We start from the raw sequence: 26,865 nt of genomic DNA on the forward strand, positions 1-26,865 counted from the left end.
CACTGCTCACCCCCAACTCCCAAACTTCCCGGTCTGGTAGTCCCGGTAGGCTTCCCGGATTTCGGCTTCGGTATTCATCACAAATGGCCCCTGAGCCACCACCGGCTCATTGAACGGCCGCGCATGACCCAGTAGCAACACACTATCAATCGGAGATTCGATAAACAGCGCTTCGCCATCATTGTTGAACTCGACCAACTGCCGGGCTTTGGCCGACTGACCGTTGACGCTCAGTTCGCCCCGGATGACATAAAAAAATACGTTATGCTCATCGGGCGGCTGCACTGTAAGCGTGCTTTCGGGTGTGAAGTAGATCGTGCTCAGGAAGACGTCTGTTTTAGTATCAAACGCTCCTTTTTGCCCGTTCCACTCGCCGGCAACGAGGTTAATGGTAACCCGGCCTTCATCTTCAGAGAGGCTGGGGATATCTTTCTGCTGTAAACCCAGGTAATAGGGTTCGGTCATTTTAAGCCGGGCTGGCAGGTTCAGCCAGAGTTGCAGGATTTCCAGCGGACCGCCGTTCTTTTTGAACTCCGACGACGATACTTCGGCATGAATCAGGCCCCGGCCGGCGGTCATGTACTGCGCTCCGCCCGCATTGATCACACTTTCGTGGCCGCCGGAGTCTTTGTGCATGATGTCGCCTTCCAGTATAAACGTCATCGTCTCCATTCCCCGGTGTGGGTGCGGACCAAAGGGCAGGCCGTTGTTGTTGGGCTTATAGATCTGCGGCCCGTGATGGTTCAGGAACAGAAACGGGTCGATCTGGCGCAGCGAACGGGAAGGCAGAGGTGAGTAAGTAATCAGGTCGGCAATGGGGGCGTATTCCGCATCGTGAATGCGTTTGATGGTTCTCATTTGTGCAGGTTTGACTGGTTTCTCTACAATGCAACTGAAGACCACCGGTGATTGTTGCCATCGCTGACACGAAGCTATCTGTTTCCGGTAAGCCGCACGCCCTGGGGCGTTTGGGACCGAGATACGGCAAGCTGCTCCAGTTCTGTAAGCATAGCCTCTTGCTGGCCCGCCATCGCCTTGATTTCTTGTTGAAAGCGAGCTGCGTTTTGCCGGAAGCGGATGGCACCCAGAATCTGCCCAACGGCCTGCCTGATTTGCAAAGCGGTAGCGGTTCGGTTCAGCTTGATACCACAGCCATGATGCACCACCAAAGCGGCATTGTCGTTCTGGTCGCGTCCCATCGGCATACAGACCAAAGGAACCCCATTGGCGAGCGCCCGCATGAGGGTTCCGTGGCCCGCGTGGGTAATTACCAGGTCTGCTACCGGAAAAACCTGCTCGTGCGGAGCTGATTTGACGACCACAACATGGTCAGGAGCATCGAACGTTTCGTGCGCTAAAGCCAGGCCAAGGGTCACCAGTCCTCGTACATCCAGTCCCCGTAAGGCATCAATCGCCCGCTGAATGGCACTCCGCTGGTTCTGGAATGTGGTGGAGAACGATACGACAACTAACGGACGGGGATCATCCTGCGGCCAGGGATTAGACCATGGCTCTGTCCAGTCGGGTCCCGTGAGCATCGGTCCGGTATACCGGACATTGGCCGGACCCGGCTCAAGCGGAACATCAAAACTCCGCAAGGTTTGAATCAGGCGTAAATCGGCCTGGTGCATCATATCCGATACGTTCTCCAGCTTTTCCAGTGCATAGTGGGTCCGGACTTCGTTGATTAATGGACGATATTTGTTCAGCACCCGCTGAAAAACGGCCCCCAAAAACTGGTCCCTGGTAGTTCCCAGCCATCCTTTACCCGGTAGTAAGCCCATACCACCCGGTGGTCGGTTCGTTCCCGGCAGGTATTCGGGCATGTGAAACACCAGTACACCGGGAATTTGTGCCGCCTGAGCCGCAATGAGTGCCGGAACCAGCAGAAGGTCTACCAGCACCAGGTTTGTCGGATACTGCCGGATGGCTTCTGCCGTTTGGCGAACTACTGTTTTCGCCGGTCCCAGAATAACGTTTTCGAAAACCGGGTTGGTAAAGGGCGAGGTATTCCAGTCTTTAATGATGTCCTCTTTCCGGTCGGTGCGGGTGAAATGGTCTTGAAACGAAGTGAACGCAAAGCCATTAGCCAGCACAGTCGTTTTCAGGCAGGGCTCGGTGAGAACCCGGATATGATGGCCGCGCTGGGATAACTGCTGAGCCAGACCAAACATGGGCGGAACATTGCCACCACCGTCAATGGTAACCATCAGGATGTTCAGGGGCGCTTTCATGGAGCAGGCGTTTACGGGTGTGAGTTTGGAATAATACCATCAACCAGCAGGCGAAATACCTGAAGCGTTTGCGAATAGCTCCTCTGTAAATCCTTGCGGAGGAGTTTCCACAGGTATATCTCCGTGGCGGCAATTAGCGCTGCCAGTTTTATCTCGTACTCATCTGAACCCGGTGCGGGCAGATAGGGGCCAAACACACGGGCGCACCACTCCCGGTGATAGGCCCGCCCCCGATCCAGAAGTTTTTTGGCACCGGATAGCTCATTCTCCAGGGCAATGGTCCGGATTACGGCATCGCCCATTTCCTCATACTCAGCGAGCAGGAGGTCCAGGGCTTCCGCAATATTGCCGATATTGGCCTGGTTGCGTTTTTTCTCAATGTTACTGGCATCTTTCTGTAAACAAGCATCAAATAAGCCGTCACGGGATCCGAATTTTCTGAGTATAGTCCGGACGGTGACGCCGGCCCGTTCGGCTACTTTTTCCAGGGTGATCTGGTTTAAGGGCAGTTCCATCCATAAGGCCACCGTCGCATTCATTATCTTTTGCTCGGTTTGGGTTGCCGCTTCGGCTCGGGTAACCATTGAATATGCCCGCAACTCCTTTTTCATGTCACTAAGATAGACATTAATATTTTAATGTCAATATAAATGACATTAAATTTCGTACATGGTGTTTGCTTGTTTTTGCTTTTACCGCTGGCGGCCAGCAAAGGCCTACGGGTAGGGGAAACAAATGGTTTATAGAGACTCCAGATGGGTTCTCGTCAATTCGCTGGTCGCATCGCCGGTATTCAGCGTGGCTGCCGGTTCAAAAAGCATTACAGAAACTTCGGTTTCGGCGACCGGTCGGTGTTCGACACCTTTGGGCACAATCAGGAATTCGTTCTTCTTAAGCTCGACTACGCTGTCGCGAAATTCCATTCTAAACTGCCCCTGTACCACAAAAAACAGTTCGTCTTCCTGGTCATGTTTGTGCCAGACAAACTCGCCCTGAAACTTGACCAGCTTTACGTGCTGGCCGTTGAGTTCACCCACAATCCTGGGGTTCCAATGGTCTCCGAATAAAGAAAGTTTCTCCTGAATATCGACTTTGTTCATGCGCTATACTGCTTTTATTGTTTCGTGACTACCGGCGGCAAACATATGCATATACGCCCCGTTTATCTAGATGAGTGTGCAGCCAGGACTTCCCGTACCGTTGTCCATCGGATGTTTGGGTAGCGCTCATTGTCGAGCGGTTCCAGTTTGGGGCGTCCGGTAAACATATTGTGCAGGTACTGCATGCCCTGCCAGGGCGGAAAAACCTCTTTTCTGGCCGGAAATAAGGTGCGTGTTATTTTGATCAGGGCACTCAGCGTTCCCAGTCCCCCAGCCCGAAACAGCCGAAAATGGTTGCCGGTTGCCGTACTGGAAACTTCTTTTAGCTCCCGGATGCTGACCACGTCACCGGCAATGCGCAGGAACCGTGGCGTGGTGGAGTCGAGAGCCGCCATAGCCGTAAACGTGGCGGTATTATCAATAGTGGTAAAGTCCAGCGGCTGATCGGCGTCACCCCAGTAAATAACCCGTTTGGGCCCAAAAAGAACAACCGGGGCCTGTCCGGTCAGTAAATCCGTAAACATGCCGTTGAGAATGGAAGTGGCGGCAATGGGAGCCTGGTCGAGCCGTTCGGAAAACTCCCGGCGGAAGTCGAGGTTGCGGTTCGTTCCGTAGGCAAGTTTTGTAAAATCGATGCAGTAGTCGGATGGAATAAAGCGGGGAACACCAGCGTCTACGGCCGCCCGGAGTAGTCTGGTCTGCACATCCACAATCACCTCCCGAAGGCCCGACAGGACGGAAACAACGCAGGACCCGCCGGCGCAGGCTTCTGTCAGGGCGCTTAACCGGTTGAAATCTACTTCAACAACAGATACCCCCAGTTTGTGCATAGCCGTGACCGTCGGGCCGGAGCTACCCGGACGAACCAGGGCTTTTACCGTGGCGCCCTGTTGAAGAAGGCTTCGGGCAATGCGCCCGCCGAGGTCACCGGTGGCACCCGCCAGAATAATTGGGTTACTTTCGGTTTTATGGCTTGCTGAAGGAACGTTTGTGTGCTCGTTTGTCATGGAAGTTTTCGAATTTTCCGGAGGCAGGTATGGGCGCTACCCTTGTGTCTGTGTCAACCGTAGGTGAAAGAAGTTTGTTATTGCCTCTGTTTCCAGATTTTTACCAGTATTACCTGCTTAAGATCACTTAACCGGGTTAAGCCCATTTACGATAACCTCCACAGATGGATTGCCATTAACCGGAGCCTATTTTACACCCGATGGGGAACCCAAAGGCGTAATCGCTTTCATCCATAGCCTGGGCGCAAACCTGGCTGCCAAAGATTTTTATGAAAAAGCCCCTTCCACGTTGGAAGGGGCTTTTAATTTTTATAGCAGCAGGCTACAAACGGCCCACTGTAAACTGCCTACTGAAGACTGATTACCGCGCAACCTCAATACTCACCCGGCGACCTTTGATAGTGTTGCCTTCCATTGCATCCAGCACGCGGTTGACATGTTCGCGGGGTACGTCGACGTAGGTGAACTTGTCGTAAATATCGATGTGACCAATGCTGCCGCCCGGAATGTCGGCTTCGCCGGCGATGGCCCCTACAATGTCGCCTGGCCGGACGTAGTCCCGACGGCCGATGCTCACAAACAGGCGGGTCATGTTGGCGTCGCGCTCACGGGGAGCCCGATCCCCCCGCGGCCCACTGTCACGGTCGCCGAAGCGTGGGCCGTCATTACGGCTACCCCGACGATCATCACGGTCGCCGAACCGGCCGGTTCCCCGGCGGTCGCCAAAACGCGATCCATCATTGCGGCTACCCCGGCGGTCGTCGAAGCGCTCTCCCCGACGGTCGTTCCGGCGGTCCTCTTCCAGACCCAGCGACATATCAGAGAATTCGTTCTTTTCAATACCCATGCTGCGCTTTACCAGGGCAGCTACAATCTGCTCGGTGGTAAAGCCGGCATGATGCAGGGTGGTCAGCATGTCTTCGTACAGGTTCAGGTCTTCGCTGCCTGCGATCATCTCGCGCAGCTGCTCGATAAACCGGGCTTTGCGCAGCCCTACAATGTCTTCAAACGACGGAATAACGCCTTTTTCGACCTTAACCTTCGTATAGTTCTGGATCTCGCGGAAGCGGTACTTTTCGTCGCGGCTCACGAGCGAGAACGCCCGGCCCGACTTACCGGCCCGGCCAGTCCGGCCAATTCGGTGTACATAATATTCTTCGTCGAGCGGAATATCAAAGTTGATCACTGCATCTACATCTTCTACGTCGATACCGCGGGCCGCTACGTCGGTGGCCACCAGAATACTGGTGACACCAGAGCGGAACTTCGACATCACGTTGTTGCGCTGCGCCTGCCGCAGATCGCCATGTAGCCCCTCGGCCTGGTAGCCGCGCAGTTGCAGATCTTCAACAATCTCGTCTACTTTCTTTTTGGTGTTACAGAACACCAGCAGCAGTTTCAGGTCGTACATGTCGATCAGACGCGACATGACTTCAACTTTCGCTTTCGGCTTCACCTCAAAATAAACCTGCTCAATGTTCTGGTTGGTCAGCTCTTTCTTAACCACCTTCACCAGCACCGGGTCGTTCTGGAACCGCTGCGTGATGGTCATGATCGGCTTCGACATGGTAGCCGAGAACAGAATCGTCTGCCGCTCGTCGGGCATATCTTCCAGAATGCTTTCGATGTCTTCGCGGAAGCCCATATCCAGCATTTCGTCGGCCTCGTCCAGAATCATCATCTTCACGTGATCCAGTTTCAGCGTGTTTCGTTCCATATGGTCCATTACGCGGCCGGGCGTACCGATTACGATATGGACACCACTTTTGAGCGCCCGGATCTGGCGTTCGATGGAGTCACCGCCGTAGATTGATTCTACTTTGATGCCCCGCTTGTATTTGGCGAGTTTCTTTACTTCATCGGCTACCTGCAGCGCCAGTTCACGCGTGGGGCAGAGGACCAGGACCTGCACGCGCTTGTCGGTCGGGTCGATCAGTTCCAGGGCCGGAATACCAAAGGCGGCTGTTTTACCCGTACCCGTCTGTGCCTGACCAATCACATCGCGACCTTCCAGAATAGGCGGAATGGCTTCGGCCTGGATGGGAGAGGGGCTCACAAAGCCCATATCGGTAACCGCCCGCAGAATATCTTCCGAGATGTTCAGATCGGCAAAGGTCAATTGGTTAGAAACCGGCGCGGTCGCTGCTTGTGTGGTGTCAGTCGGTTGCTCCTGACCTTCCATGAGTGTTACTTCAGAATTCATAAAAATGAAATATATGGTTGAATAACCAAGCGAAGACGATGACTGTTGAAGAAACTGCTTAAAATGAGCACATTTCGGAAGAGCACACTAACCCCTGACTCGCGCCCGCACCCCGGCGGGAAACATGACAAACAGATGAAATTCGATTAGCCCTCGCAAAGCCCCAGAAAGGACGCCCCACACAGATACCGTCGGTACATCCGTGCTGGCTCTGGCAGACTAGTTACAGAAGTGAAAAGAGAAGAAACTCTTTATCCAGAGACGAAACGGATGTCGCTTGAAAACTGACGCAAAAGTAGATAAAAGAAATTAGACTGCCAAATAGATTTGCAAACAAATTGTACTTTCCTGAGTAGCGTCCCTTTTTTTCGGATGTTTTCCTTATTTTCGGTTAAACAATACCAGTAAGTACCTCCCGAAGCGCCTGCGCTTTCAGCTGGCATTCCTGGTATTCCTGTTCCGGATCGGCATCGTAGGTAATGGCGCTGCCTACCGAAAAGGAAGCATAACGGCTGCCGGCATTATACAACAAGCTCCGAATAACCACGTTGAAGTCGAAATCGCCTTCGGGGCTGATATACCCGACTGCGCCTGAATACAAACCCCGGCGGCTGGCTTCGTACTGATCGATCAGCTCCATCGCCCGGATTTTTGGCGCACCGGTCATGCTGCCCATCGGAAAGGCATGGCGGATGGCATCGGCAAAGGTAAGGTCGGGGTGCAGCCTGGCCGATACCGTCGAAATCATCTGATGCACCTGCCGGAACGTATAAATACCGAACAGTTCGTCGACGCGGACGGTACCGGTGCGGGCACTGCGGGCGAGGTCGTTGCGGACCAGATCGACAATCATCAGGTTTTCGGCCTGTTCCTTTTCGTTGTGGCGTAAGGCCTGACGAAGCTGCTCATCGACTTCGGTCGACTTCCCGCGCCGGATGGTGCCTTTGATGGGTTGTGAGACAAGCAGGTCGCCCGTTTTGCGGAGGAACCGTTCCGGCGAAGCGCACAGCAGGTACTTGTCGTGCAGCTTCATAAACACCGAAAACGGCATGGGTGAGCGCTCGTTCAGGGCCAGGTAGATAGCAGTCGGGTCGAGATGGACGGCTTCGGCAAAGAACTCCTGGCAGTAGTTTAGCTCGTACACATCACCGGCTACGATATGCTCCTGAATCTGCTTTACCGTTGCCAGATACGTTTCCGGGGCTACCCGGTTGCGGATGGTAACCGGCTTGGGTGGCCGGCCGGCGGCCGGTATAGGAAACTGGCTGATCTGCTGATACAACTGGTCGGCGTCATCGCCGTAGATGTATACGCCGGCTTCGGTAAAATCCAGCAGGTATTGGGGCTCATAAAAGAAAATCGGCGGAAAGCCTACAGTATCATGGTGGCGGCTGCTTACTGCTTCAAGCTGATTTTTGAGATCGTAACTCAAATAGCCAATCAGCCAGCCGGGCTGCTCCCGGTGAGCCTGATACAGCGTCTGTAAATCGTCAAAGCCAGAGAATTGAATAATGCGCCGGGCCCCCATGGCCAGCCGGTTGGGGAATGGTCCGTGGGGGTAGCCGATGCCATTATTGTTAAACAGGGTAATGGTATCAACGTGCTCGGCAGACCAGGCGAGTGCCTGCCGCCACCAGGTCTTACTTGCCTTGAACAGATACTGTTGTGCGTTGAGGTCATTCATTTTTTACTAAACACTATACCAAATCTGGTAACAGCCTATTACTGTCTGGTTTTCATAACGTAGCCAGAACCCCTTCTGTTAGCAACTGCGGAGTTCTTGAAAAAAATAAACGATCTTCCGGACATTAGGGCTGGTCGCGCTATTCATGGGTGGTGGTTTACTTGTCAAACATTTTAATCAAACCCGACAAAGCTTACGAGGCTACCGACCGGCAGCTTTCAATTACCACGACAACTGGTTACCGGGAAAACTGGCAAATTGTGAAAATCAATGCCACCAGTATGGAACTGAAGAGCTTAGACGGCCGCGGCACGGTAGTGTGGTACAACTGCAAAGAACCTGGCTGGCCTGACCTGGTTCTGCGCTCTATGCGAGGCTGCCGATAATTGTATTTTTACTTTCAGGCCCCAGCCTGTCTTCTGAAACAAGTTAGCCTTACGGCACTGCCGAAAAGCAGCAGTGCCGTAAGGCTACATAATTAGAGGTCTGCTATCGGTTAGTCCTCAATAAGCCGCACATCTACGGCAATGTCTTTTCCTTCGGCGTTTTTGTCGATCCGGAACTCTACCTGATCGTCAATCTGTAGTTCATTAAAATCAATATCCAGCAGACTGGTGTGGTGAAAGAACAGGTTATTGGGCGGGAAATTGATAAAGCCATATCCTGTTTTCAGGCTGCGGATGGTGCTGGTCTTCCGCTCGTTCGGATCGTAGATAATATTGCTGTCGTAGGGAAGGCCGTTGCCCAGACTATTACCGGGCTCATAGTCATAGCCATTTGCATTTACCGGACTCGGTACGAGTACGCGGGTCTGCTGCTTTACAAACAGGTTCTGAATGAGCGCATCGTTTTTGCGGAGCCGACTTTCAATGACATCGTGCATCGGTACCGGATACGACACTTCTTCGAGCAGATCCTGCGAAGTGCGTGTAACTACTTTCTCGCCTTCGTCGTTGTAGTATTCAAAGTCCCAGCTCAGGACCATCACCCGGGTACCGAGGGTGTTTAATTTACGAACAAGCGGCACATAATCGCCGTCGGAGGTAATCAGCACCAGGACACTGAATTTTTTGTAGAGTGCCAGTTCGTAGGCTTCCAGAGCCATCCAGACATCAATACCTTTCTCCTGCCGGTAGCCCTGGTAGGTTTTCACCGGTAAATAGTGGGTCACTACGCCTTCCGACATTAGAATATCATCAAACAGCCGATCATAAAAAAGCTGGTTTCCGCGCTGATTGGCTTCGTGGGCGCTCAGGCGGCCCCGGAAATAGTGAGCGTCGACAATCTGACACAGCCGGACATCCATATTTTCTTCGGTGGCTACCTGCTGCCGGATAAATTCGTGTAGCCCCGATATACTGATGCGGCTGCGACGTTCATGCGAGTAGTTATAATAGTTGCTTACGTGTAAAAAGTAGTTTCCGTCATAAAAAACTCCGATACGAGTTAATCCTGTTTGGTTAGGCATCATTTAAAGCAATTAAAGTAATGTATTTTGTAAGTAACGTTATTTCGCAGTTGGCTTATATAAGCGGCATTTTTATTAACAAGGGAGCTTCTGACAATTAGTCCTGGACTTATCAGGGACAGTTTTAACGCGTAGCAGCCATAAAAAGCGGCCTCAAAATTAGCACTATTTTCCCGGTATATAAAAGCTGAACGGTATCTTTGCTGTTCTCACCGAATAACCACGCTGACATGCGAAAAGTTTTGTTTATTGACCGCGACGGTACGTTAATTATTGAACCCCAACCCGATCAGCAGGTCGATTCTCTTGAAAAGCTGGACTACATCCCCAACGTATTTTCGTCTCTGCGCAAAATTGCCGAAGAAACCGAATATGAGCTCGTTATGGTCACCAATCAGGACGGCCTCGGTACCGAATTTTTTCCTGAGCACACCTTTTGGCCGGCGCACGAGAAAATGATGAAAGCCTTCGCCGGAGAGAATATTCATTTTTCCGCCGTTCATATCGACCGCCACTTTCCGCACGAAAATTCGCTTACCCGTAAGCCGGGCATCGGCATGCTGACTCAATACTTCGACGGTCGCTACGACCTGGCCGGCAGCTACGTAATCGGCGACCGCCTGACGGATGTGCAACTGGCCATTAACCTGGGGGCCAGGGCCATTTTGTTCCTGCCACCGAATGGGCTCGCCACCGTTCAGACTGCTGATGTATCAGGCATGACCGATGCCATGCGCGATGCTATTGTACTTACCACCGGTAACTGGGACGACATTTATGCGTTTCTCCGCCTGCCTGCCCGGACGGCCACCGTGGAGCGTAACACCAAAGAAACCCAGATCAAAATTGACCTGAATCTCGACGGCCGCGGGCATTCGGACATCCAAACCGGTCTCGGTTTTTTCGATCACATGCTCGATCAGGTAGCCCGGCATTCGGGGGCCGATCTGACCATCCGCGTCAATGGTGATCTGCATATCGACGAACACCACACCATTGAAGATACCGCCCTTGCTTTGGGCGAGGCTTACCGGCGGGCATTGGGCGACAAACGCGGTATCAGCCGGTACGGTTTTCTGCTGCCGATGGACGAAGCGCTGGCGCAGGTAGCCCTTGATTTTTCCGGCCGGCCGTGGCTGGTGTGGGATGCGGTGTTCAGGCGCGAGAAAATTGGCGAAATGCCAACCGAAATGTTTTACCATTTCTTTAAATCATTCGCTGATACTGCCCTCTGCAACCTGAACATCAAAGTCGAAGGCGACAACGAACACCACAAAATTGAAGCTATTTTCAAAGCCTTCGCCAAAGCCATTAAAATGGCTGTCCGGCGCGACATCAACGAGCTCGACACCCTGCCGAGCACGAAAGGAGTTTTGTAGCGTTTAAAGTTTCAAGTTTCACGTCTCATGTTTCATGTTGATAGTACACCCAAAACTTGGAACTGCCGGGCGGCCCCACTGAAACATGAAACCTGAAACCTGAAACTTGAAACTTCAGACTTGAATGCCTTATTTTGCAGGCTGAAACACAAACTGAAACTGACATGGATTTTTCAACCATAGGTACACTGCTTTTTTACGTCGTATTATTGGCGTCTGCGTTTGTTGCCGGCCGCTGGCTGGAGCGTAAGGAACGGAACTATTAATTTTAGTGGATAGTCGATAGTGGTTAGTAGCGTCCGTTAGCACCAACCACTATCGACTATCCACTAATGACTAACCCTTATGTACTCGATTCTTGCGAGATGGTTTTTTAAACTGGCGGGCTGGCGGCTCACGGGCTGGAAGCCCAGTCTGGCCCAGGCTCCCAAAGGTATTTGGGTTGTAGTTCCGCATACGTCCAACCTGGATTTTCCGGTTGGCTTGGGGGCGCGGGCGGCAACCCGGATCTGGATTCGCTATCTCGCTAAAAAAGAATTATTTACCTGGTATGCCGGCTGGCTCTTCAGGGCCCTGGGCGGTATGCCTGTAGACCGGAGCCGGGCTACCAATCTGGTAGATGCCATGGCCGACATTCTGAAGAGCCATGAGCAGCTTCATATCTGCATTGCGCCCGAAGGTACCCGAAGCGATGTGGCCAAACTAAAGACCGGATTTTACTACATCGCCCTGAAATCCGGCGCTCCGCTGATCCTGACCGGTTTTGATTATCCCCGCAAACAAGTGGTGCTGAGTGCCCCCTTCTACGTGACCGGCGACTACCAGCGGGATATGACCTACGTGTACGAATTCTTCAGCCAGATTCAGGGTAAACACAAAAGCTGGCTGCGGCAGTACGAAGAGACAGGGCAGGTTGGGTGATGGGTTTAACAGTTCACTGGTTCATTCGTTCGTTAATCAGGTACCAGCCAACTAAGCAACCAATTAACTAATCAACCAAATACCGAACCATAAGCGAGCCGGCCCGATCGGAGGCTCCGGGCGTTCCCATTTTCCGGCGCAGGGCTTCGTAATCGGCTAATTGGCCGGCGCGTTTATGACCTCCCTGGGTTAACTGACGCAGTTCACTGCTTAGTTCTTCAGGATTCAGATTGTCCTGAATCAATTCTTTCACCACTTCCTTCTCCATAATCAAGTTTACCAGCGAAATGTACGGAACCGCAATAAGACGTCTGGCAATCTGGTACGATAGCCAGGTGGTTTGGTAGCAGACGACCTGCGGCACGTTGAACAGAGCCGTTTCGAGGGTGGCGGTGCCGGAGGTAACCAGCGCAGCTTCGGCTATATGGAGCAGATCGTAGGCGGCATCGGTCACTACCTTTACCTGTGGATAGCGGCTTATCGCTTCGGCGTATAGGGTGTCCGGTAAATTGCTCACCCGGCCGATCACAAACTGGTGTTGCGGGAATTGCGGCACGGTCGTCAGCATCACCGACAGCATAGCGCTGACTTCCTGTTGCCGGCTGCCGGGGAGCAGCGCAATGATGGGCTTACTGCCTACCCCGTGCTCCTGACGAAAAGCCGGGTTCGGCTGAAACGCTGCGATGGCATCGAGCAGGGGGTTCCCGACATAGTCAACTTTATAGTCGTAGTTTCCGAAGAAATCGACCTCAAATGGAAAGATCACGAAGAGCCGGTCGACAGTTGCTTTGATTTTCAGCGCCCGGCGCTGGTTCCAGGCCCAGACTTTAGGCGAGATATAGTAAAATACCCGGATGCCCTGCTGCTTGGCGAAGCGGGCCATGCGGAGATTAAAGCCCGCGTAATCGATTAGGATCAGCACATCGGGCCGGTGGGTCAGCAGGTCTCGTTCACATTCGCGGAGGTACCGGCGGATGGTGCGCAGGTTTTGCAGCACCTCCCAGAAGCCCATAAACGCCATATCGCGGTAGTGGCGGACCAGCGTGGCACCGGCCTCTTCCATCTGTTCACCACCATAAGCCCGGCAGTAAGCTTCCGGATCATGCCGGCGAATGGCCCGGATCAGGTTGGCTCCGTGCAGATCGCCCGAGCGCTCACCGGCAATCAGGTAGTATTTCATGTAATCATTCCCCGTAATAATCCACGAAGTTCTTGGGGGTCTCGTAAAGGCGTATCTGGTGGAGACGGGCTTCGGTGACCGGTTCGAGGGCACGGTCAAGGATTTTCCAGATTTCCATCACGAAGATTTCGCAACTGGCCATTTTGCCGCGCATGAAGTCAACATCGAGGTTGAGGTTCTTATGATCTACCTTCTCGATAATTTCCTTCTTGATTATATCGCCCAGTACTTTCAGGTCAATGACAAAGCCGGTATCGGGGTCGGGTTCGCCTTTAACGGTAACGATCAGTTCAAAATTATGCCCGTGCCAATTCACATTGGCGCAGGGTCCGAATACCTCTTTATTTTTTTCGTCGGACCAGGCCGGGTTATAAAGCCGGTGGGCCGCGTTGAAATGTTCAGTTCTGCTAATGTATACCATATCAGGTAAGGCCGGGCTGATGCCGGCCAGCCAATTCAATCAGGTTACAAAATTACGGCTCGTTTCGTTCTCAAAAAAATACAGCCTGAAAACGAATGGGATATGCCGTTCGTTGGCATCAATTTGAGAGGATAACTGGATTAATTTTTATAATATTGAAAAAGTTATATTCTTTCCTAAAATCGGCAACAAAAGGCAATGCATAAAAAATTTACCTTTACAACCAATTTTGGTATTTGGCTTACCTTTCTATTACAGAATCTGCCATAAACACGTTTACAGATTACGTCTATGATTATTGTTACGGGGGCTGCGGGCTTTATTGGAAGCTGTTTGATTAGCAAATTGAATCAGGAAAATTTCAATTTCATAATTGCCGTCGACGATTTTTCGTCTCCCGAAAAAGAACGTAATCTGACTGGTAAACGCATTCAGGAGCGGGTACACCGGGAGGAGTTTTTTGCCTGGCTGGACCAGAACTACCAGGAGGTTGAGTTTCTCTTTCACATTGGTGCCCGTACCGATACCACCGAGTTCGACTGGCAGGTGTTTGAACACCTGAACCTGAATTACTCCAAAACCATCTGGCAGAAGTGTATCGATTATCAGATCCCGCTGGTGTATGCCTCATCGGCGGCTACCTACGGCCTGGGCGAACTGGGCTACGATGACAACGAATCCCTGATTCCGCAACTCAAACCGCTGAACCCCTACGGCGAATCAAAGAACGAGTTCGACATCTGGGCGCTGGAGCAGGAGCGCAAGCCTTTTTTCTGGGCCGGCCTTAAGTTTTTCAACGTATACGGACCCAATGAATACCACAAAGAGCGCATGGCATCCGTTATTTTCCACGCCTATAACCAGATTTGCCAGACGGGAGAGATGCGGCTCTTCCGCTCACACCACCCCGATTTCCGCGATGGCGAGCAGATGCGCGACTTCGTATACGTGAAAGATGTGGTAGATGTTTGCTCGTTTCTGATGCACCACCGGCGCAACTCCGGTATTTACAACCTCGGCAGCGGCAAAGCCCGGACTTTCCTGGACCTGGCCAACAACACCTTCCGGGCTATGGGCCGCGAATCACAAATCAATTTTGTAGATACGCCTGCCGATATACGCGACAAGTATCAATACTATACCCAGGCCAATATGGGCAAGCTGCGCTCCATTGGCTACACTAAACATTTCTGTACGCTGGAAGAAGGTATTACCGACTATGTGCAGAATTACCTGCTGCCGGGGAAAACATTGTAAGCCACTACGGAGTATCTTTTCTGATTTCGTCCACCTGAATCCAGAAAAGCTGCTGACCGCCCATCATGGGTTTAGGCAGGTCTTTTGATGTAGAAATTGTTCCGCTAAAAATAACCTTGGTTCCCTCTTTCTGCAAGGCGGCAGGCAAGGTATTTTTTACGATACACGTATACTGGGTATCGTAGCTGTTTGCGGGAGAATACAGAATCGTATACCGATTCAGGTCAATCCAATAACCAACGATTCCTTTCTGATTACTGATGTATCTGACTGTACTATCGGTGTTCATTTTATGTTTTGATTCTTTTTGCCATGATGTACACCTGAAAAAAAGGCTAAACAGCATGGCCAAAACAGGAAGGCAGGCATATGGGCTGACCACAATTCAGGTTACTTTTGTACTGTTCATAGAACGACTTTGCAACGCATTCTGGTATATCATTCGCTTTGCCCCTGAGAGCGCAGAAAGCCCTCCGGGGCAAAGCGAGCCACGTTAAAACGTCATGGTGTTAAGCGAACGGGCATTGTCTGTACCCGTCCAGGCAATAACGGGCGTAGCATTGAATCCGCCTACTGTAGGGCCAAAAAACGAATTGTCGCCGAAGGTCTGCTTACCGAAAAAGTTGATACCGTTAGTGCTGAAAAGCACATTCAGGCGTCGCTGGCTATCTGTGCCGGTCCAGCCGAGCACAATGCGCCCGTTAATGTTCTCAATGCTGGGTGCCGTAAAGCTGTTTTCTCCTAAGGTAACCTTATTGAAGAAGTTGGTACCGTTAAACGTCATTACATTCAGGCGTCGCTGCGTGTCGGTGCCGGTCCAGGTCAACAGCAGATTACTGCCTAAGGTACACAATTCAGGGCCATCAACAGACGTATCGCCCAGGGTGATTTTATTGGTCCAGGCAGTGCCGTTTGTCGATTGAATGATGTTGAGCCGGCGTTGGGCATCTGTACCCGTCCAGGCGATTACAAGTCGGTTGTTAAATACGCCCAGGGCCGGCCTGAAAAAGGTAGTCTCTCCTAAAGTGACCTTGTTACTCCATGTAATACCATCTCCGGAAGACATAACATTGATCTGGTTATTGCTGACGCCCCGCCAGGCAATAACCAGGCGGTTTTTGAATACGCATATGGATGGGCCGGAGAGCGAAGTTTCGCCCAGAATGACTTTGCTATGCCACACCCGCAGGTTGCTGGTGGCCATGACATTCAGATTGCGTTGCTGATTTGTGCCGGTCCAGCTAATGAAGCCCTGATTGTTGAACGAGCAGAAGCCGGGGGTGGCTACCGACGTGTCAGACAACGTGGCTTTAGCGGTTCGGGCACCGTAAATGGAAGAAATCCCGGCAATATCGTCGCTGTGCAGATTCTGTTTGGGCCCTCCGTAAAAGGCAAACATGATCGCACCGGTTACCGCAGAATGGTCGAGACCCAGTGAGTGCCCTATCTCGTGGATGGCCACCGTCAGGAAGTCGGTGCCGCCGGCCGGGGGCGGGATCGCCGTGGTCCATGTTTCGGCATCATCGAAGTGTAAATCACCGGCTAAACTGCCACCACCCGGAGGAGGATAAAATGCGTGGGCAAGTACATTGCCCGGTCCGTCGAATGGAAAGCCGTCGCCGTGGTTTCCTGTTGCGAAAGAAATGATGATATCCCCATTGGCGCCTGTTTCTGTAAAGGTGAGATTGCAGACATTGCTCCACCGGAAGAAAGCTTCGCGGATATTGGCTATAATAACCCCCTGGGTCAGGTCGCCGGTAAAATTTTGGAAGCTATACGTAACGTTTACTTTAGACCAGCGATTGCCGCTGGCTACAAATTCAGCGAGTTGCGGAGACGATTCTACGCTGAACAGGCGGTCGGGGTTATCGGGCGTTCCGCAGCGCGGCATCTGTATCAGATTCAGGGTATCGGGGTCTACCCGACCGGTCGGGGGCAGGCCATAAAAGGCCTGAAATTTCTTTAACGCATTCTCGGTGATTTCGTCAAACTGACCATCGTTGGCGGTTTCGAGTCCGATGGCACGCATGGCACCCAGGGAATCTTCCGCTGGATTATCTACCTGCAAATAGCCAAATGCTTTCAGATAGTTCTGTAGCGTAGTTACGGCAGAACCCTGCGTGCCGATTGTGAGACCTTCAGGCAGCGTAAACGACTGTTTTTTTTTCTTTGCCATGATGGATGCGTGATTAATTATTTTTGGTGAGCGTGTTTTATATGACTGAATAAAAGTCTAAAATTGATTTGTCGAATAATAGAGGGAATATACGGTTTCCGTCAGCGTATTTCTCCGTCATTTTAGTCGATCGTTAAGAACAAATCAGTGAATGTATTATGACCCTAACCCGAAGAGATTTTCTCCACAAAAGCAGCGCCGGCGCCCTCGGTCTGGCCCTGTTTCCCGGCCTGGTCCGGAAGGTAGCCCCCAGCGATCGTCTGCGCATTGCCCACATTGGTGTCGGCGGTATGGGTAACAACCACATGAGATGGTTTGCTGCCCTGCCCGATGTCGACATTGTGGCGCTGTGCGACGTAGACGATGACCACCTGAACAGCACGCAGGCAAAGCTGAAAGAACTGCGTCCAGACTCCAACGCGGCCCTGTACAAAGATTTTCGGCGCGTGCTGGACCGCAAGGATATTGACGCCATCACCTGTGCCACGCCCGACCACTGGCACGCGCAGGTGGCCATTCTGGCGTTTCAGGCCGGTAAGGATGTGTACGGCGAAAAGCCGCTGTCGTTTAATGTGCGGGAGGGGCAGCAGATGCTGAAAGCGCTGAACCGGCACAATCGGGTATTTCAATTGGGTACGCAGATTCACGCCGGCGATAATTACCACCGCGTCGTAGAACTTATCCGCGCTGGTACCATCGGTACAGTGCATACCGTTCGGCTCTGGAAAACCGGCCTGCCGCCCGAGCTGGGTCCGGCACAGTACCAGACCCCTCCGCCTACACTCGACTGGGATATGTGGCTTGGCCCGGCACCGCAGTCGCTCTACACTCCGCAGCGCTGCCATTTTACGTACCGCTATTTCCTGGATTATTCCGGTGGTGTATTCCAGGATTTCTGGAGTCATATTGCCGATATAGTCTGGTGGTCTATCGAGCCGAAGAACCTGAAGAGCGTCAGCGCCAGGGGAGAAGCCGGCGACGGTATTGCCGACGCTCCAAAGCGAATTGACATTGATTACGAATTTGAGAACCTGAAGCTGTACTGGACCTCCGAACCGCCCAATGTGCCGGGTGCGGCCAAACGTGGCATCGGTGCTTACTTTGAGGGCGACAAAGGAACGCTGCTCTGCGACTATGGCAGCCGGGAAATCACCATCAACGGGGAAACCGTTACCGACCTTGCCGAAGTGCCCAAAACGATACCCCGCTCACCGGGCCATCAGCAGAATTTTGTAGATGCTGTTAAGAGCCGGACACAGCCTGAATCGAACCTGGAGTATGCCCGCCGGATGACCATGCCTATGCACCTGGGTCTGATCTCGTACCGGCTCGGCCGCAAACTGGACTGGAACAGCAAAAAGGAAAAGTTTAAAAAAGACCAGGAGGCTAATGCCTATCTGGGTCGGGAATACCGGCCGAAATGGGATTTGGTGTAATTATTAGTCGATAGTCGAGTCGATAGTCGTTAGTCGCCAGTAAATTTCTCCAACAACCTATCGACTGATGACTAACGACTAACGACTATCGACTCTACTCCCACACCACTTCAATCACTTCCTTCTTCAAATCCACCGTTGTGAATTTCTCGTCACCGGAGCGTTTCAGGGTAATTTTGCCGTTGACCGGCTTAAGGGTTTCCTGACTGATAACGCAGATGGCGTCTTTTTTGCGATAAACCGATATGACCGACTCTGTGTGCTGAACCGGCAGCGTAAACGTTTTGCCCTGGGCTTTTACGGTGCGGGCAGTCTCCGGCAGCGGCTGACCTTTGGCCAGGGACAGCGCCCGTGACGCCTGTGGTACGCCATAGCCCACAAAGTTGTTGCCGTAGGGGTAGAGGTGCGATGACTTCTGGATAATATCGATCAGTTGCCGGTTGGTGAGCCTAGGGTTGGCCTGCATCAGGCAGGCCGCAAAGCCGGTAATGACCGGAGCCGACAATGACGTACCATACAGCGAAAAGCAAGAGACATTGGGCTTCAGGTACGGCAGAAATTCCGGGCCGATGCTGCTGTAGCCGATGCGGTTCCAGAGCCGGGCATTGGTAGCTCCTACGGCCAGTACGCCTTCGGCATCGGCGGGGGTAGAGATGATGCGCCAGGTTTTATCGTCGCCCTCGTTACCGGCCGAGACGATTATGAGAATGCCTTTTTTATCGGCGGCCATCTGTGCGGCCCGGCTAATCAGGCTTGTCTGGCCGTCCATCTGCTTTGGCTCGTAATTTTCTTTGGGGTCGCTGAAGCCTTTGGCGTAGCCCAGCGAGGTGTTGATAAGCCGTACACCGAGGCTGTCCATCCATTCCATAGCCGCTATCCAGTTGTCTTCTTCTCCCCGGTACTCGCGGTTGCCCTGATCGGTGCGGGCCAGGTAAAAGGTGGCATCGGTTGCCAGGCCATACTGCACGTTTTCATTGGGGTCATGACCGGCAATGGCCGCCAGCACCTCGGTGCCGTGAAAGTCCGACATTGTTTCCAGTGTCCGGAACAGCTTATTCTGGGTCCGCTGCGGGTTCACGTAATCGCGCACCACCCGCACGCCGTTCCGCTCGAAAATATGCCTGAGGGCCGAGGCCGAATCGGCTCCGAAAAAACCGGCATCGATCACGCCGATCTGCACCAGCCTACCTGTCAGGCCTGCGCGGCTAAACTCCGGAGCCTGGATCTGCGTCATCACCGGGGCCAGCATCGGCCGGGCAAGGTCAAAGCGGGTACTCTGGATGACTATATTCCGGTCGATAGGAATAATTTCTTTCACAAACGGCAGTCCGCCGACTTGCTTCTGCTGCTCCGGGCTCAGCGCGGCCGAAACGGCATTCAGCCAGCGCGACTGGCAAATCGGAGCAACGCCGGCCTGCTGCAACTGGTGAAGATAGGTTGTCGACAGGGGCAGATCCGTATCATCAACGGGCAGTCCCTGAACGGCCCGGCGTTCGAGCGTGGTGGGGGAGAGGGATGGTCTTTGTGACGGATCTTTGTCTTTCAGCACAATCCAGTATTTCGGCTGGGCCTGAGCCAGCAGGGAAAGGAGGCAGAGCGCCAGAAGGTGAAGGATTCTCATTCGCAGTTGGTGCAGTTTTGGCCGGGGTTAAGAAACCGGTTGATAAAATTACAATTTTTTGCGGAATCCTTTCAATAAGGTCACCGGCCAGTCAAAAGGTTTTTGCCAAATACCACTTGCTTTGCCTTTCTTTGCACCCGGATTTTCTGTCTACGTAACTTGTTTTTCTATGCGCTATCTGCCCATTGATAACCAACTTTTTGTGCAGAACCGCCGGCGACTGGCCCAGCAACTGAAGCCAACGTCGATGGTGGTTCTGCACGCCAATGACATTATGCCCACCAATGCCGACGGCACCATGGGCTTTCGGCAAAATAATGATCTGTTTTACCTCTCCGGCATCGATCAGGAAGAAACGATGCTGGTGCTGTTTCCCGACCATCCCGACGAAAAATTCCGGGAGGCTCTGTTCCTTCGAGAAACCAGCGAACTGATCGAAATCTGGGAGGGCCACAAACTCACCAAAGCTGAAGCGGAGCAGGTGTCGGGCATTTCGCAGAAGCAGATCTATTGGACCCACGAGTTCGACTTTATTTTCACCCAGATGGTGTTTGAAGCCGGGCAGGTGTACCTGAACACCAACGAGCACACCCGCGCTACGGTAGAGGTAGAAACCCGCGATGCCCGCTTCATCCGGCAGTTTAAGGAACGCTACCCGCTGCACCGGCTCGAACGGCTGGCTCCGCTGATGCACTACCTGCGGGCTACCAAACTTCCCCAGGAGGTCGAGCTTATCGGCACCGCTATTGCCATTACCGACAAGATGTTCCGGCGGCTGCTATCCTTCATCAAACCGGGGGTATGGGAATATGAGATTGAAGCGGAGATGTACCACGAATTTATCCGCAACCGCTCGAAAGGGCCGGCCTACACGCCCATCATTGCCTCAGGAGCCAGCGCCTGTGTGCTGCACTACATCGAAAACAGTAAGCAATGCAAAGACGGCGATATGCTGCTGCTGGACATCGGGGCGGAATACGCTAACTACAATGCCGATATGACCCGGAGTGTACCGGTCAACGGCCGGTTTACGGAGCGGCAGCGGGCGGTATACGATGCCGTGCTGCGGGTGATGAAAGCAGCCCGCCAGATGCTGGTGCCCGGCAACCTCTGGGACGAATACCACAAAGAGGTCGGCAAGATCATGGAGTCGGAGCTGATTGGGCTGGGGTTGCTCGATAAAGATGAAGTGGCAAAGCAGGACCCCGATGCGCCACTCTACAAAAAATACTTTATGCACGGCACCTCGCACTTTCTGGGACTCGACGTACACGATGTGGGCAATAAATACCGGAAGTTTGAGCCGGGCATGGTCTTTACCTGCGAACCGGGTATCTATATACGGGAAGAGGGACTTGGTATCCGGCTGGAGAATAACATCCTGATCACCGAATCGGGCAATATTGACCTGATGGAGCAGATTCCGGTGGAAGCGGAGGAAATTGAGGAGCTGATGAACAGCCGGTAGAACAAAAATCAGCGGGCGAAGCAGGCCTCACCCGCTGATGGCTGCAGGTCAGGACTCGGCCTGTTGCGGCTGGGCCACTTCTGGCCGAGCCACTTCTGGCCGAGCCTGTTCTTCGTGCTTTTTTTGGTTCTCGACCTCCATGGCGAGATTCAAACCGCTGTAGATGCGTTTAATGGCTTTTTCGATGCGTTGCCAGCCTTCTTCCGATTTCAGGTTGATGTCCATAATCTGATCGCGCTGTTCGCTGGCCAGCACCAGCAGGGTAATGGCCGAAATCATCAGCGTAGCAATGGCTACCGGGTCATATTCCGGGTACGGTGCCAGTTTATTAACCAGCTTCCGGTACGATTCTTCCCGGAAAGCGGCTAGTCGCTGGGCTAACTCACTGTCGGCATGGGCCATTTCCCAGCGGATGAGTTCCTGCGAGGGTTTCCGGGTTTTAAACTCCCGCATCAACTGGATTACGTAATCCGACCAGACTTTGCCCCGTACGTCCGGGCTCAGGTTATCGGGTACCGATTCCATGAATTTTTCGTTGAACATCGACAGGAAGAAGCCGCGCTGCACATAGGCTTCCAGCAGTCCTTCCCAGCCACCAAAGTACCGATAAATCAGGACTTTGTTGACACCGGCGCGTTCGGCTACGGCATTGATGCCGGCTTTTTGGGTACCTCGCTCGGCCATTACTTCGCCCATGGCCCGCAGAATACGCTCCATGGTCAGGTTTCGATTTCTACGCTTAATTGGTCTCATATCTTTTTTAAGACAGGTTAGGTGTAAAGGAGATTTGTAACACAGAAGGCAGGGTCGAGCGCATTTCTGCTCACAGGATAACCTTTCTCCTGTGATGCAAATAATGGAAAAATCTATCATGTTACCAAAGGGTAACTTTACGGCCGGACCGGAAAAATCTCTGCCTGTTGTTTTAATTGGTCAATGGCCTCGGAGATCTGCGTTGCGGTAACCACCACCGGCAGCCAGAACGGTTGGTAGGGATTGTGGTGCCAGTCGGGGGTAGCTTCCTGGGCAAGTTGAACCTGGAGTAGAAATTCATTGGCGCTGGCCGAGAGGCATTCAAAAGCCAGACAGGGTTCGTTAAAGGCGAGTCGGGGAGCCATACGGCCGGTATTGCGAAGATGCAGGAGCCAGTCGATAAGTGAGTTAATTTCCCAGGTAAACAGCAGCGGGGCAATTTTGGCCGTCTGGTTTTTGTGCCAGCCGGCCCGAAACCCAATTAACAGCAGATTGCGTTCGGTACGCTGTGACGTACCGGCCGGGTACTCATAATCAAGTACATTCAACTCAAAGAAACTTCGCGAACCCGCCAGACGCATATTGGTAAAGACAATGATGACATATAGAGTCCGACAAATGTATTAGTTTGGCTGACATTTGGTTGCGCTCTACGCATTATTCAAACTTCATAGCCTACTCATAGGTTTTGAAATGAAATGATTTTCTAGAGCAGTATCAGGCCGAAGGGCTATCTTTGCGGCCAATTAATCAACAACACCTCAACCAAACAAAGAACTTATGGCGAAAGTGCTTATCATCGGGGCCGGGGGAGTCGGCAGTGTCGTGGCGCATAAGTGCGCGATGAACAGCGACGTTTTTACAGACATTATGCTGGCCAGCCGGACCAAAGCCAAGTGTGATAAAATTGCGGCTGACATTCAGGCGATGCATGGTGTCAGTATTCGAACGGCGCAGGTGGATGCCGACGTGGTGGCCGAGATGGTGATGCTCATCAAGCAGTTCGGGCCGGAGCTGGTCATCAACGTGGCCCTGCCGTACCAGGATCTGCCCATTATGGATGCCTGCCTCGAAACCGGCGTTCACTACCTGGATACGGCCAATTACGAACCCAAAGATGTAGCCAAATTTGAGTATAGCTGGCAGTGGGCCTATAAAGAGCGGTTTGAAAAAGCCGGTATTATGGCCCTGCTTGGCTGCGGCTTCGACCCCGGTGCCACCCAGGTATTTACGGCCTATGCCGCCAAACATCATTTCGATGAGATGCACTACCTGGATATCATCGACTGCAATGCCGGCAACCACGGCAAAGCCTTTGCTACCAACTTCAACCCCGAAATCAACATCCGGGAAATTACCCAGCCCGGTCGGTACTGGGAGAATGGCGAATGGGTAGAGATCCCACCGATGTCAATCCATAAACCTATTGATTACCCGGAAATTGGCCCCAAGGAGTCGTATGTGCTGTACCACGAAGAACTGGAGTCGCTGGTGAAGAACTTCCCGACCCTGAAGCGGGCACGGTTCTGGATGACCTTCGGGCAGGAGTACCTGACCCACCTGCGAGTGCTGGAGAACGTGGGCATGACCCGCATCGACCCCGTTAAGTTCAACGGCATGGACATTGTCCCGCTGGAGTTCCTGAAAGCCGTTTTGCCGGCCCCCGACACGCTGGGCGAAAACTACACCGGCCAGACCTCCATCGGCTGCCAGATCAAAGGGATCAAAGACGGTCAGGACCAGACCTATTACATCTGGAACAACTGCGACCATGCCGAAACCTACAAAGAAGTACGTGGCCAGGCGGTGAGCTACACCACCGGCGTACCGGCCATGATCGGTGCCATGCTGATGCTGCAAGGCATCTGGATGAAACCCGGCGTGTGGAACTGCGAAGAAATGGACCCCGACCCCTTCATCGAGCAGATGAACCGGCAGGGGCTACCCGTGCAGGAGCAGGTAAACATACCGCTACCGCACGAATACTGATAAACAATGAGTCATCCCGGATTTTGGGATGACTCAGGTTTGTTGATCGTTTTAAGGTTTAACGTTGCTTCGCCTGCTTAACGTCTTTGGTCTTGATTAATGTCAACTATCAGTCCTACTTCCCCATCCACCGTTTAAAGTCGCCGGCGCGTTCACGGCTGACGATGACTTCTTCGTCGGAAGCGGGTTTAACGGTGATTTTCAATTTATTGTTGAAATACGGGTGTATTTGTTGTACGGAATGAATGTCGAGAATGAACTGCCGGTTGGCGCGGAAAAACTGCGCCGGGTCGAGCATTTTCTCCAGCTCGTCGAGGGTATAATCGACCGGAAATTTCTGGTTGCTGCGGGTTTTGAACAGGCTAACGCCTTCTTCAGAGTAGAAGTACGCAATGTCTGATACCTCAACCGGTACCCACTGCTGCACGTGTTTGACCAGAAAGCGCTTGCGGTATTCGGTCGGCTGCACCTGCTGGCGGAGTTGCTGCACCAGCGCGTCAATGGCCATCCGGTCCAGGCTGGGCTCGGCGGGTTCGGCCGGACCGCTGTCGGGCTGGCTTTGCAGCCGGCGATGTTTGGCCAGGCTGGCCTCCAGTTCGTTGCGCTTGATCGGCTTGAGCAGGTAATCGATGCTGTTGACCTTAAACGCCCGCAGGGCATACTCATCGTACGAGGTGGTGAAGATAACCGGTGATTCTACGGTAGTTTGTTCAAATATCTCGAAGCTTTGTCCGTCTGCCAGTTCAATATCCATCAGGATCAAATCGGGTGTGGGGTTGGCCTGTAACCACGCTACCGACGCCCGGACGCTGGCCGCCGTTCCCACGATCTGAATACTGTCGTCCACCTCCTGCAAGAGCTTACTCAGTTTCCGGACGGCCAGTTCTTCATCTTCTATCAGCAATACATTCATGACAACACATACACTTAAATGTTGCTACAATATCGCAACGGCAGGGGTATTGGCCAAAGGGTTATGCCGGTGAATTGACAAAAAACGGGTCTGAACCGGCAGATTGGCCGTTGAACCGGTAAAAACTGCCCCAAAATCTACGACACGGAAGTCCTGAACGAACTACACCCTGCTACTCGGCAAACACCTTTTTCTGACGAAATCCATTTCAGGATTTTAGCCGCCCAGCCGGCCAATGCGAAAGCTGCTTCGAGAAATAGTTATTTAAGTAGCTGATAATCAGTAGGTATATTGTTTGGCATGGGGATTGGCGTTTGGTGAGCGAAATCAACTTCCAAAATAAACCAAAGCAATCCCATGCATAACATCGACCGCACGTTGCAGGAATTTGGAACCCCCGGCCACGAGATGGAGGGCGGTTACCAACAGGAGAACTACGGGCAACAGGAATTAGGACAGGAGAGGGGCCACGAGTTTGGTCAGGAATTTGCGTTTGGGCAGGATACCAGTCAGGAAACCCAGCAGGAGCAACAGGAACTGGAGATGGCTTAATCGGTAGCAACCTGTGAGTCCTGGGCTGGCGGGTACTCATCCGACTGTTCCGCTATCGGATGAGCGGAGTGTCGTGCGTGCTAATCAGGGGCAGCGTTACCGAAAAATAATTGCCGGCCTCTTCTATCGTCGGATTGGGCTGCGACAACAGCCGGTATTTCGACGCGATGTTCGACAGCCCGACCTTATTGGATTCAACGCGAACAGCCCGACGCTGTAGATTGTTACGCACCACCAGTCGTCCGTCATTCGTAGATTCGATCGAGATGTGCAACGGCTGTTCCGTTAGAATAACGTTGTGCTTCACGGCATTTTCGATCAGCATCTGCAATGTCAGCGGAGGCAGCAGGGTATCCTGGTGCTCGTCGGGCACGGCTACGTTCAGGGCCAGGCCGGTACCGTAGCGGGTTTTCAGCAGATGAAAGTAGGAATGAATAAAGGCTAGTTCGGTCCGCAGGGTAGTCAGTTCGCGGTCGTTGGTTTGGAGGAGGTAGCGGTATACCGTACTCATTTCTTCGACAAAGGCTTCGGCACGTTTGGGGTTTTCGGCAATCAGGGCTGAGAGGGTATTCAGGCTGTTGAAGAGAAAATGCGGATTTACCTGGCTTTTCAGGGTGTCGAAGCGGGCCTGCCACTGTGTTTTCAGGAGGTGTTCTTTTTCTTCGTACGTATGCCGCCATTGCTGAAACAGATAAATACCCTCATAAATGGCGATATACACGCAGCAATAAAAAATCTGAATACCGGCCGAATAGGTATAATCGAGTAAATCTGGCCAGAACGGTTTGTCCCGCAGCAGGGTGTGCAGGCTGTGCCGGAGAAAAACGCAGACATTGACCATAACCGGAAAGAGCAGCAGCAGGATTAGCAGCCTGGTCTGGGTGCGCTGCAAACCCGGAAACCGTTTTTGAACGGTCCTGACCAGCCAGCGGCCTATCTGCCAGCAGGAAAACCCGGCCACCAGGGCTATGGTATTGAACCCGATTATTTCCGGTAAGGGCCACTCAAAATAGATATTGATCCTGAAAAAAATCGTCCCAAACAGAAAAAGGACCACCGGTCCGATTAGCCGAAGTTTTACATCTGTTGACATGTTCATACCT

24 protein-coding genes are annotated in these 26,865 nt (G+C 52.6%); 7 read left to right on the plus strand and 17 right to left on the minus strand.

The features are described from left to right. Positions 1–6 precede the first annotated feature (6 nt). The 8 genes from ABD931_RS02895 to ABD931_RS02930 form a co-directional block, all read right to left on the minus strand. Complete coding sequence (locus ABD931_RS02895; RefSeq protein WP_345263753.1) at positions 7–858, minus strand: pirin family protein; 852 nt, start codon at positions 856–858, stop codon at positions 7–9. Between the two features lie 74 nt (positions 859–932). Then, positions 933–2,234 (minus strand): nucleotide disphospho-sugar-binding domain-containing protein, encoded by a 1,302-nt coding sequence (locus ABD931_RS02900; RefSeq protein ID WP_345263755.1) that lies wholly within the window; start codon positions 2,232–2,234, stop codon positions 933–935. A gap of 11 nt (positions 2,235–2,245) precedes the next feature. After that, complete coding sequence (locus tag ABD931_RS02905; RefSeq protein WP_345263757.1) at positions 2,246–2,845, minus strand: TetR/AcrR family transcriptional regulator; 600 nt, start codon at positions 2,843–2,845, stop codon at positions 2,246–2,248. A 129-nt stretch (positions 2,846–2,974) separates the two neighbouring features. Then, a complete protein-coding gene (locus ABD931_RS02910) occupies positions 2,975–3,334 on the minus strand; it encodes a cupin domain-containing protein (RefSeq protein WP_345263761.1) in 360 nt (119 codons plus the stop codon). A 62-nt stretch (positions 3,335–3,396) separates the two neighbouring features. Next, a complete protein-coding gene (locus tag ABD931_RS02915) occupies positions 3,397–4,341 on the minus strand; it encodes an NmrA family NAD(P)-binding protein (RefSeq protein ID WP_345263763.1) in 945 nt (314 codons plus the stop codon). A gap of 361 nt (positions 4,342–4,702) precedes the next feature. Continuing rightward, positions 4,703–6,523: a DEAD/DEAH box helicase gene (locus tag ABD931_RS02920; RefSeq protein ID WP_345264465.1), complete on the minus strand. Its 1,821-nt coding sequence runs from the start codon at positions 6,521–6,523 to the stop codon at positions 4,703–4,705. Between the two features lie 412 nt (positions 6,524–6,935). Beyond that, entirely contained in the window at positions 6,936–8,228 is a 1,293-nt protein-coding gene (locus tag ABD931_RS02925) for an anthranilate synthase component I family protein (protein ID WP_345263765.1), read from the minus strand. A 496-nt stretch (positions 8,229–8,724) separates the two neighbouring features. Then, positions 8,725–9,696, minus strand: coding sequence for an NYN domain-containing protein (locus ABD931_RS02930; RefSeq protein WP_345263767.1), 972 nt, complete (start codon positions 9,694–9,696; stop codon positions 8,725–8,727). Positions 9,697–9,926: 230 nt separating this feature from the next. On the opposite strand from ABD931_RS02930, the gene hisB reads away from it, so the two are divergent. Both hisB and ABD931_RS02940 read left to right on the plus strand, forming a co-directional pair. Beyond that, complete coding sequence (hisB, locus tag ABD931_RS02935) at positions 9,927–11,075, plus strand: bifunctional histidinol-phosphatase/imidazoleglycerol-phosphate dehydratase HisB (RefSeq protein WP_345263769.1); 1,149 nt, start codon at positions 9,927–9,929, stop codon at positions 11,073–11,075. A gap of 345 nt (positions 11,076–11,420) precedes the next feature. Further along, entirely contained in the window at positions 11,421–11,996 is a 576-nt protein-coding gene (locus ABD931_RS02940) for a 1-acyl-sn-glycerol-3-phosphate acyltransferase (RefSeq protein ID WP_345263771.1), read from the plus strand. Between the two features lie 67 nt (positions 11,997–12,063). On the opposite strand, the gene lpxB is transcribed toward ABD931_RS02940, so the two are convergent. Further along, positions 12,064–13,176, minus strand: coding sequence for a lipid-A-disaccharide synthase (gene lpxB, locus ABD931_RS02945; protein ID WP_345263773.1), 1,113 nt, complete (start codon positions 13,174–13,176; stop codon positions 12,064–12,066). Positions 13,177–13,180: 4 nt separating this feature from the next. Then, positions 13,181–13,597, minus strand: coding sequence for a 6-pyruvoyl trahydropterin synthase family protein (locus tag ABD931_RS02950; RefSeq protein ID WP_345263775.1), 417 nt, complete (start codon positions 13,595–13,597; stop codon positions 13,181–13,183). 291 nt (positions 13,598–13,888) lie between these two features. Between ABD931_RS02950 and rfaD the strand changes: the two genes are divergently transcribed. Next, complete coding sequence (rfaD, locus tag ABD931_RS02955; RefSeq protein WP_345263777.1) at positions 13,889–14,854, plus strand: ADP-glyceromanno-heptose 6-epimerase; 966 nt, start codon at positions 13,889–13,891, stop codon at positions 14,852–14,854. A 4-nt stretch (positions 14,855–14,858) separates the two neighbouring features. On the opposite strand, the gene ABD931_RS02960 is transcribed toward rfaD, so the two are convergent. Both ABD931_RS02960 and ABD931_RS02965 read right to left on the minus strand, forming a co-directional pair. Further along, positions 14,859–15,143, minus strand: a complete 285-nt coding sequence (locus ABD931_RS02960) for a hypothetical protein (RefSeq protein ID WP_345263779.1) — start codon at positions 15,141–15,143, stop codon at positions 14,859–14,861. Between the two features lie 204 nt (positions 15,144–15,347). Continuing rightward, positions 15,348–17,030 (minus strand): matrixin family metalloprotease, encoded by a 1,683-nt coding sequence (locus ABD931_RS02965; RefSeq protein WP_345263781.1) that lies wholly within the window; start codon positions 17,028–17,030, stop codon positions 15,348–15,350. A gap of 158 nt (positions 17,031–17,188) precedes the next feature. Here ABD931_RS02965 and ABD931_RS02970 point away from each other — a divergent pair, with 158 nt between their 5' ends. Further along, positions 17,189–18,466, plus strand: coding sequence for a Gfo/Idh/MocA family protein (locus tag ABD931_RS02970; RefSeq protein WP_345263783.1), 1,278 nt, complete (start codon positions 17,189–17,191; stop codon positions 18,464–18,466). A 94-nt stretch (positions 18,467–18,560) separates the two neighbouring features. Here the strand turns inward: ABD931_RS02970 and ABD931_RS02975 are convergent, their stop codons facing one another. Continuing rightward, on the minus strand, positions 18,561–20,087 hold the full coding sequence (locus ABD931_RS02975) for a S8 family serine peptidase (protein WP_345263785.1): 1,527 nt from the start codon (positions 20,085–20,087) through the stop codon (positions 18,561–18,563). A gap of 169 nt (positions 20,088–20,256) precedes the next feature. On the opposite strand from ABD931_RS02975, the gene ABD931_RS02980 reads away from it, so the two are divergent. Then, positions 20,257–21,555 carry an aminopeptidase P family protein gene (locus tag ABD931_RS02980; RefSeq protein ID WP_345263787.1) on the plus strand — a complete coding sequence of 433 codons (1,299 nt, stop codon included), beginning with the start codon at positions 20,257–20,259 and terminating at the stop codon, positions 21,553–21,555. 48 nt (positions 21,556–21,603) lie between these two features. On the opposite strand, the gene ABD931_RS02985 is transcribed toward ABD931_RS02980, so the two are convergent. Together ABD931_RS02985 and ABD931_RS02990 are read right to left on the minus strand one after the other, a co-directional pair. Further along, a complete protein-coding gene (locus ABD931_RS02985) occupies positions 21,604–22,308 on the minus strand; it encodes a TetR/AcrR family transcriptional regulator (protein WP_345263789.1) in 705 nt (234 codons plus the stop codon). 137 nt (positions 22,309–22,445) lie between these two features. Then, positions 22,446–22,889: a WapI family immunity protein gene (locus ABD931_RS02990; RefSeq protein ID WP_345263791.1), complete on the minus strand. Its 444-nt coding sequence runs from the start codon at positions 22,887–22,889 to the stop codon at positions 22,446–22,448. A gap of 199 nt (positions 22,890–23,088) precedes the next feature. Here ABD931_RS02990 and ABD931_RS02995 point away from each other — a divergent pair, with 199 nt between their 5' ends. Next, positions 23,089–24,297, plus strand: a complete 1,209-nt coding sequence (locus tag ABD931_RS02995; protein WP_345263793.1) for a saccharopine dehydrogenase family protein — start codon at positions 23,089–23,091, stop codon at positions 24,295–24,297. A gap of 115 nt (positions 24,298–24,412) precedes the next feature. Here the strand turns inward: ABD931_RS02995 and ABD931_RS03000 are convergent, their stop codons facing one another. Further along, positions 24,413–25,210 (minus strand): LytR/AlgR family response regulator transcription factor, encoded by a 798-nt coding sequence (locus ABD931_RS03000; protein ID WP_345263795.1) that lies wholly within the window; start codon positions 25,208–25,210, stop codon positions 24,413–24,415. A 357-nt stretch (positions 25,211–25,567) separates the two neighbouring features. Between ABD931_RS03000 and ABD931_RS03005 the strand changes: the two genes are divergently transcribed. Continuing rightward, the gene (locus tag ABD931_RS03005) at positions 25,568–25,762 is read left to right on the plus strand and encodes a hypothetical protein (protein ID WP_345263797.1); all 195 of its coding nucleotides are present in this window, start codon (positions 25,568–25,570) and stop codon (positions 25,760–25,762) included. 52 nt (positions 25,763–25,814) lie between these two features. On the opposite strand, the gene ABD931_RS03010 is transcribed toward ABD931_RS03005, so the two are convergent. Beyond that, positions 25,815–26,861 carry a sensor histidine kinase gene (locus ABD931_RS03010; RefSeq protein ID WP_345263799.1) on the minus strand — a complete coding sequence of 349 codons (1,047 nt, stop codon included), beginning with the start codon at positions 26,859–26,861 and terminating at the stop codon, positions 25,815–25,817. Positions 26,862–26,865 lie beyond the last annotated feature (4 nt).

Source organism: Nibrella viscosa, from assembly GCF_039541875.1.
Lineage (GTDB): Bacteria > Bacteroidota > Bacteroidia > Cytophagales > Spirosomataceae > Nibrella > Nibrella viscosa.

Bases quoted from the DNA above. Each gene is read 5' to 3' on its own strand.
- ABD931_RS02925 (WP_345263765.1), bottom strand. From the start codon at position 8,228: ATGAATGACCTCAACGCACAACAGTATCTGTTCAAGGCAAGTAAGACC.
- ABD931_RS03010 (WP_345263799.1), bottom strand. From the start codon at position 26,861: ATGAACATGTCAACAGATGTAAAACTTCGGCTAATCGGACCGGTGGTC.
- ABD931_RS02895 (WP_345263753.1), bottom strand. From the start codon at position 858: ATGAGAACCATCAAACGCATTCACGATGCGGAATACGCCCCCATTGCC.
- ABD931_RS02950 (WP_345263775.1), bottom strand. From the start codon at position 13,597: ATGGTATACATTAGCAGAACTGAACATTTCAACGCGGCCCACCGGCTT.
- ABD931_RS02905 (WP_345263757.1), bottom strand. From the start codon at position 2,845: ATGAAAAAGGAGTTGCGGGCATATTCAATGGTTACCCGAGCCGAAGCG.
- ABD931_RS02995 (WP_345263793.1), top strand. From the start codon at position 23,089: ATGGCGAAAGTGCTTATCATCGGGGCCGGGGGAGTCGGCAGTGTCGTG.
- ABD931_RS02980 (WP_345263787.1), top strand. From the start codon at position 20,257: ATGCGCTATCTGCCCATTGATAACCAACTTTTTGTGCAGAACCGCCGG.
- ABD931_RS02910 (WP_345263761.1), bottom strand. From the start codon at position 3,334: ATGAACAAAGTCGATATTCAGGAGAAACTTTCTTTATTCGGAGACCAT.
- lpxB (WP_345263773.1), bottom strand. From the start codon at position 13,176: ATGAAATACTACCTGATTGCCGGTGAGCGCTCGGGCGATCTGCACGGA.
- ABD931_RS02970 (WP_345263783.1), top strand. From the start codon at position 17,189: ATGACCCTAACCCGAAGAGATTTTCTCCACAAAAGCAGCGCCGGCGCC.
- ABD931_RS02965 (WP_345263781.1), bottom strand. From the start codon at position 17,030: ATGGCAAAGAAAAAAAAACAGTCGTTTACGCTGCCTGAAGGTCTCACA.
- ABD931_RS03000 (WP_345263795.1), bottom strand. From the start codon at position 25,210: ATGAATGTATTGCTGATAGAAGATGAAGAACTGGCCGTCCGGAAACTG.
- rfaD (WP_345263777.1), top strand. From the start codon at position 13,889: ATGATTATTGTTACGGGGGCTGCGGGCTTTATTGGAAGCTGTTTGATT.
- ABD931_RS02985 (WP_345263789.1), bottom strand. From the start codon at position 22,308: ATGAGACCAATTAAGCGTAGAAATCGAAACCTGACCATGGAGCGTATT.
- ABD931_RS02930 (WP_345263767.1), bottom strand. From the start codon at position 9,696: ATGCCTAACCAAACAGGATTAACTCGTATCGGAGTTTTTTATGACGGA.
- ABD931_RS02990 (WP_345263791.1), bottom strand. From the start codon at position 22,889: ATGCGTCTGGCGGGTTCGCGAAGTTTCTTTGAGTTGAATGTACTTGAT.
- ABD931_RS02975 (WP_345263785.1), bottom strand. From the start codon at position 20,087: ATGAGAATCCTTCACCTTCTGGCGCTCTGCCTCCTTTCCCTGCTGGCT.
- ABD931_RS03005 (WP_345263797.1), top strand. From the start codon at position 25,568: ATGCATAACATCGACCGCACGTTGCAGGAATTTGGAACCCCCGGCCAC.
- ABD931_RS02940 (WP_345263771.1), top strand. From the start codon at position 11,421: ATGTACTCGATTCTTGCGAGATGGTTTTTTAAACTGGCGGGCTGGCGG.
- ABD931_RS02960 (WP_345263779.1), bottom strand. From the start codon at position 15,143: ATGAACACCGATAGTACAGTCAGATACATCAGTAATCAGAAAGGAATC.
- ABD931_RS02915 (WP_345263763.1), bottom strand. From the start codon at position 4,341: ATGACAAACGAGCACACAAACGTTCCTTCAGCAAGCCATAAAACCGAA.
- ABD931_RS02920 (WP_345264465.1), bottom strand. From the start codon at position 6,523: ATGGAAGGTCAGGAGCAACCGACTGACACCACACAAGCAGCGACCGCG.
- hisB (WP_345263769.1), top strand. From the start codon at position 9,927: ATGCGAAAAGTTTTGTTTATTGACCGCGACGGTACGTTAATTATTGAA.
- ABD931_RS02900 (WP_345263755.1), bottom strand. From the start codon at position 2,234: ATGAAAGCGCCCCTGAACATCCTGATGGTTACCATTGACGGTGGTGGC.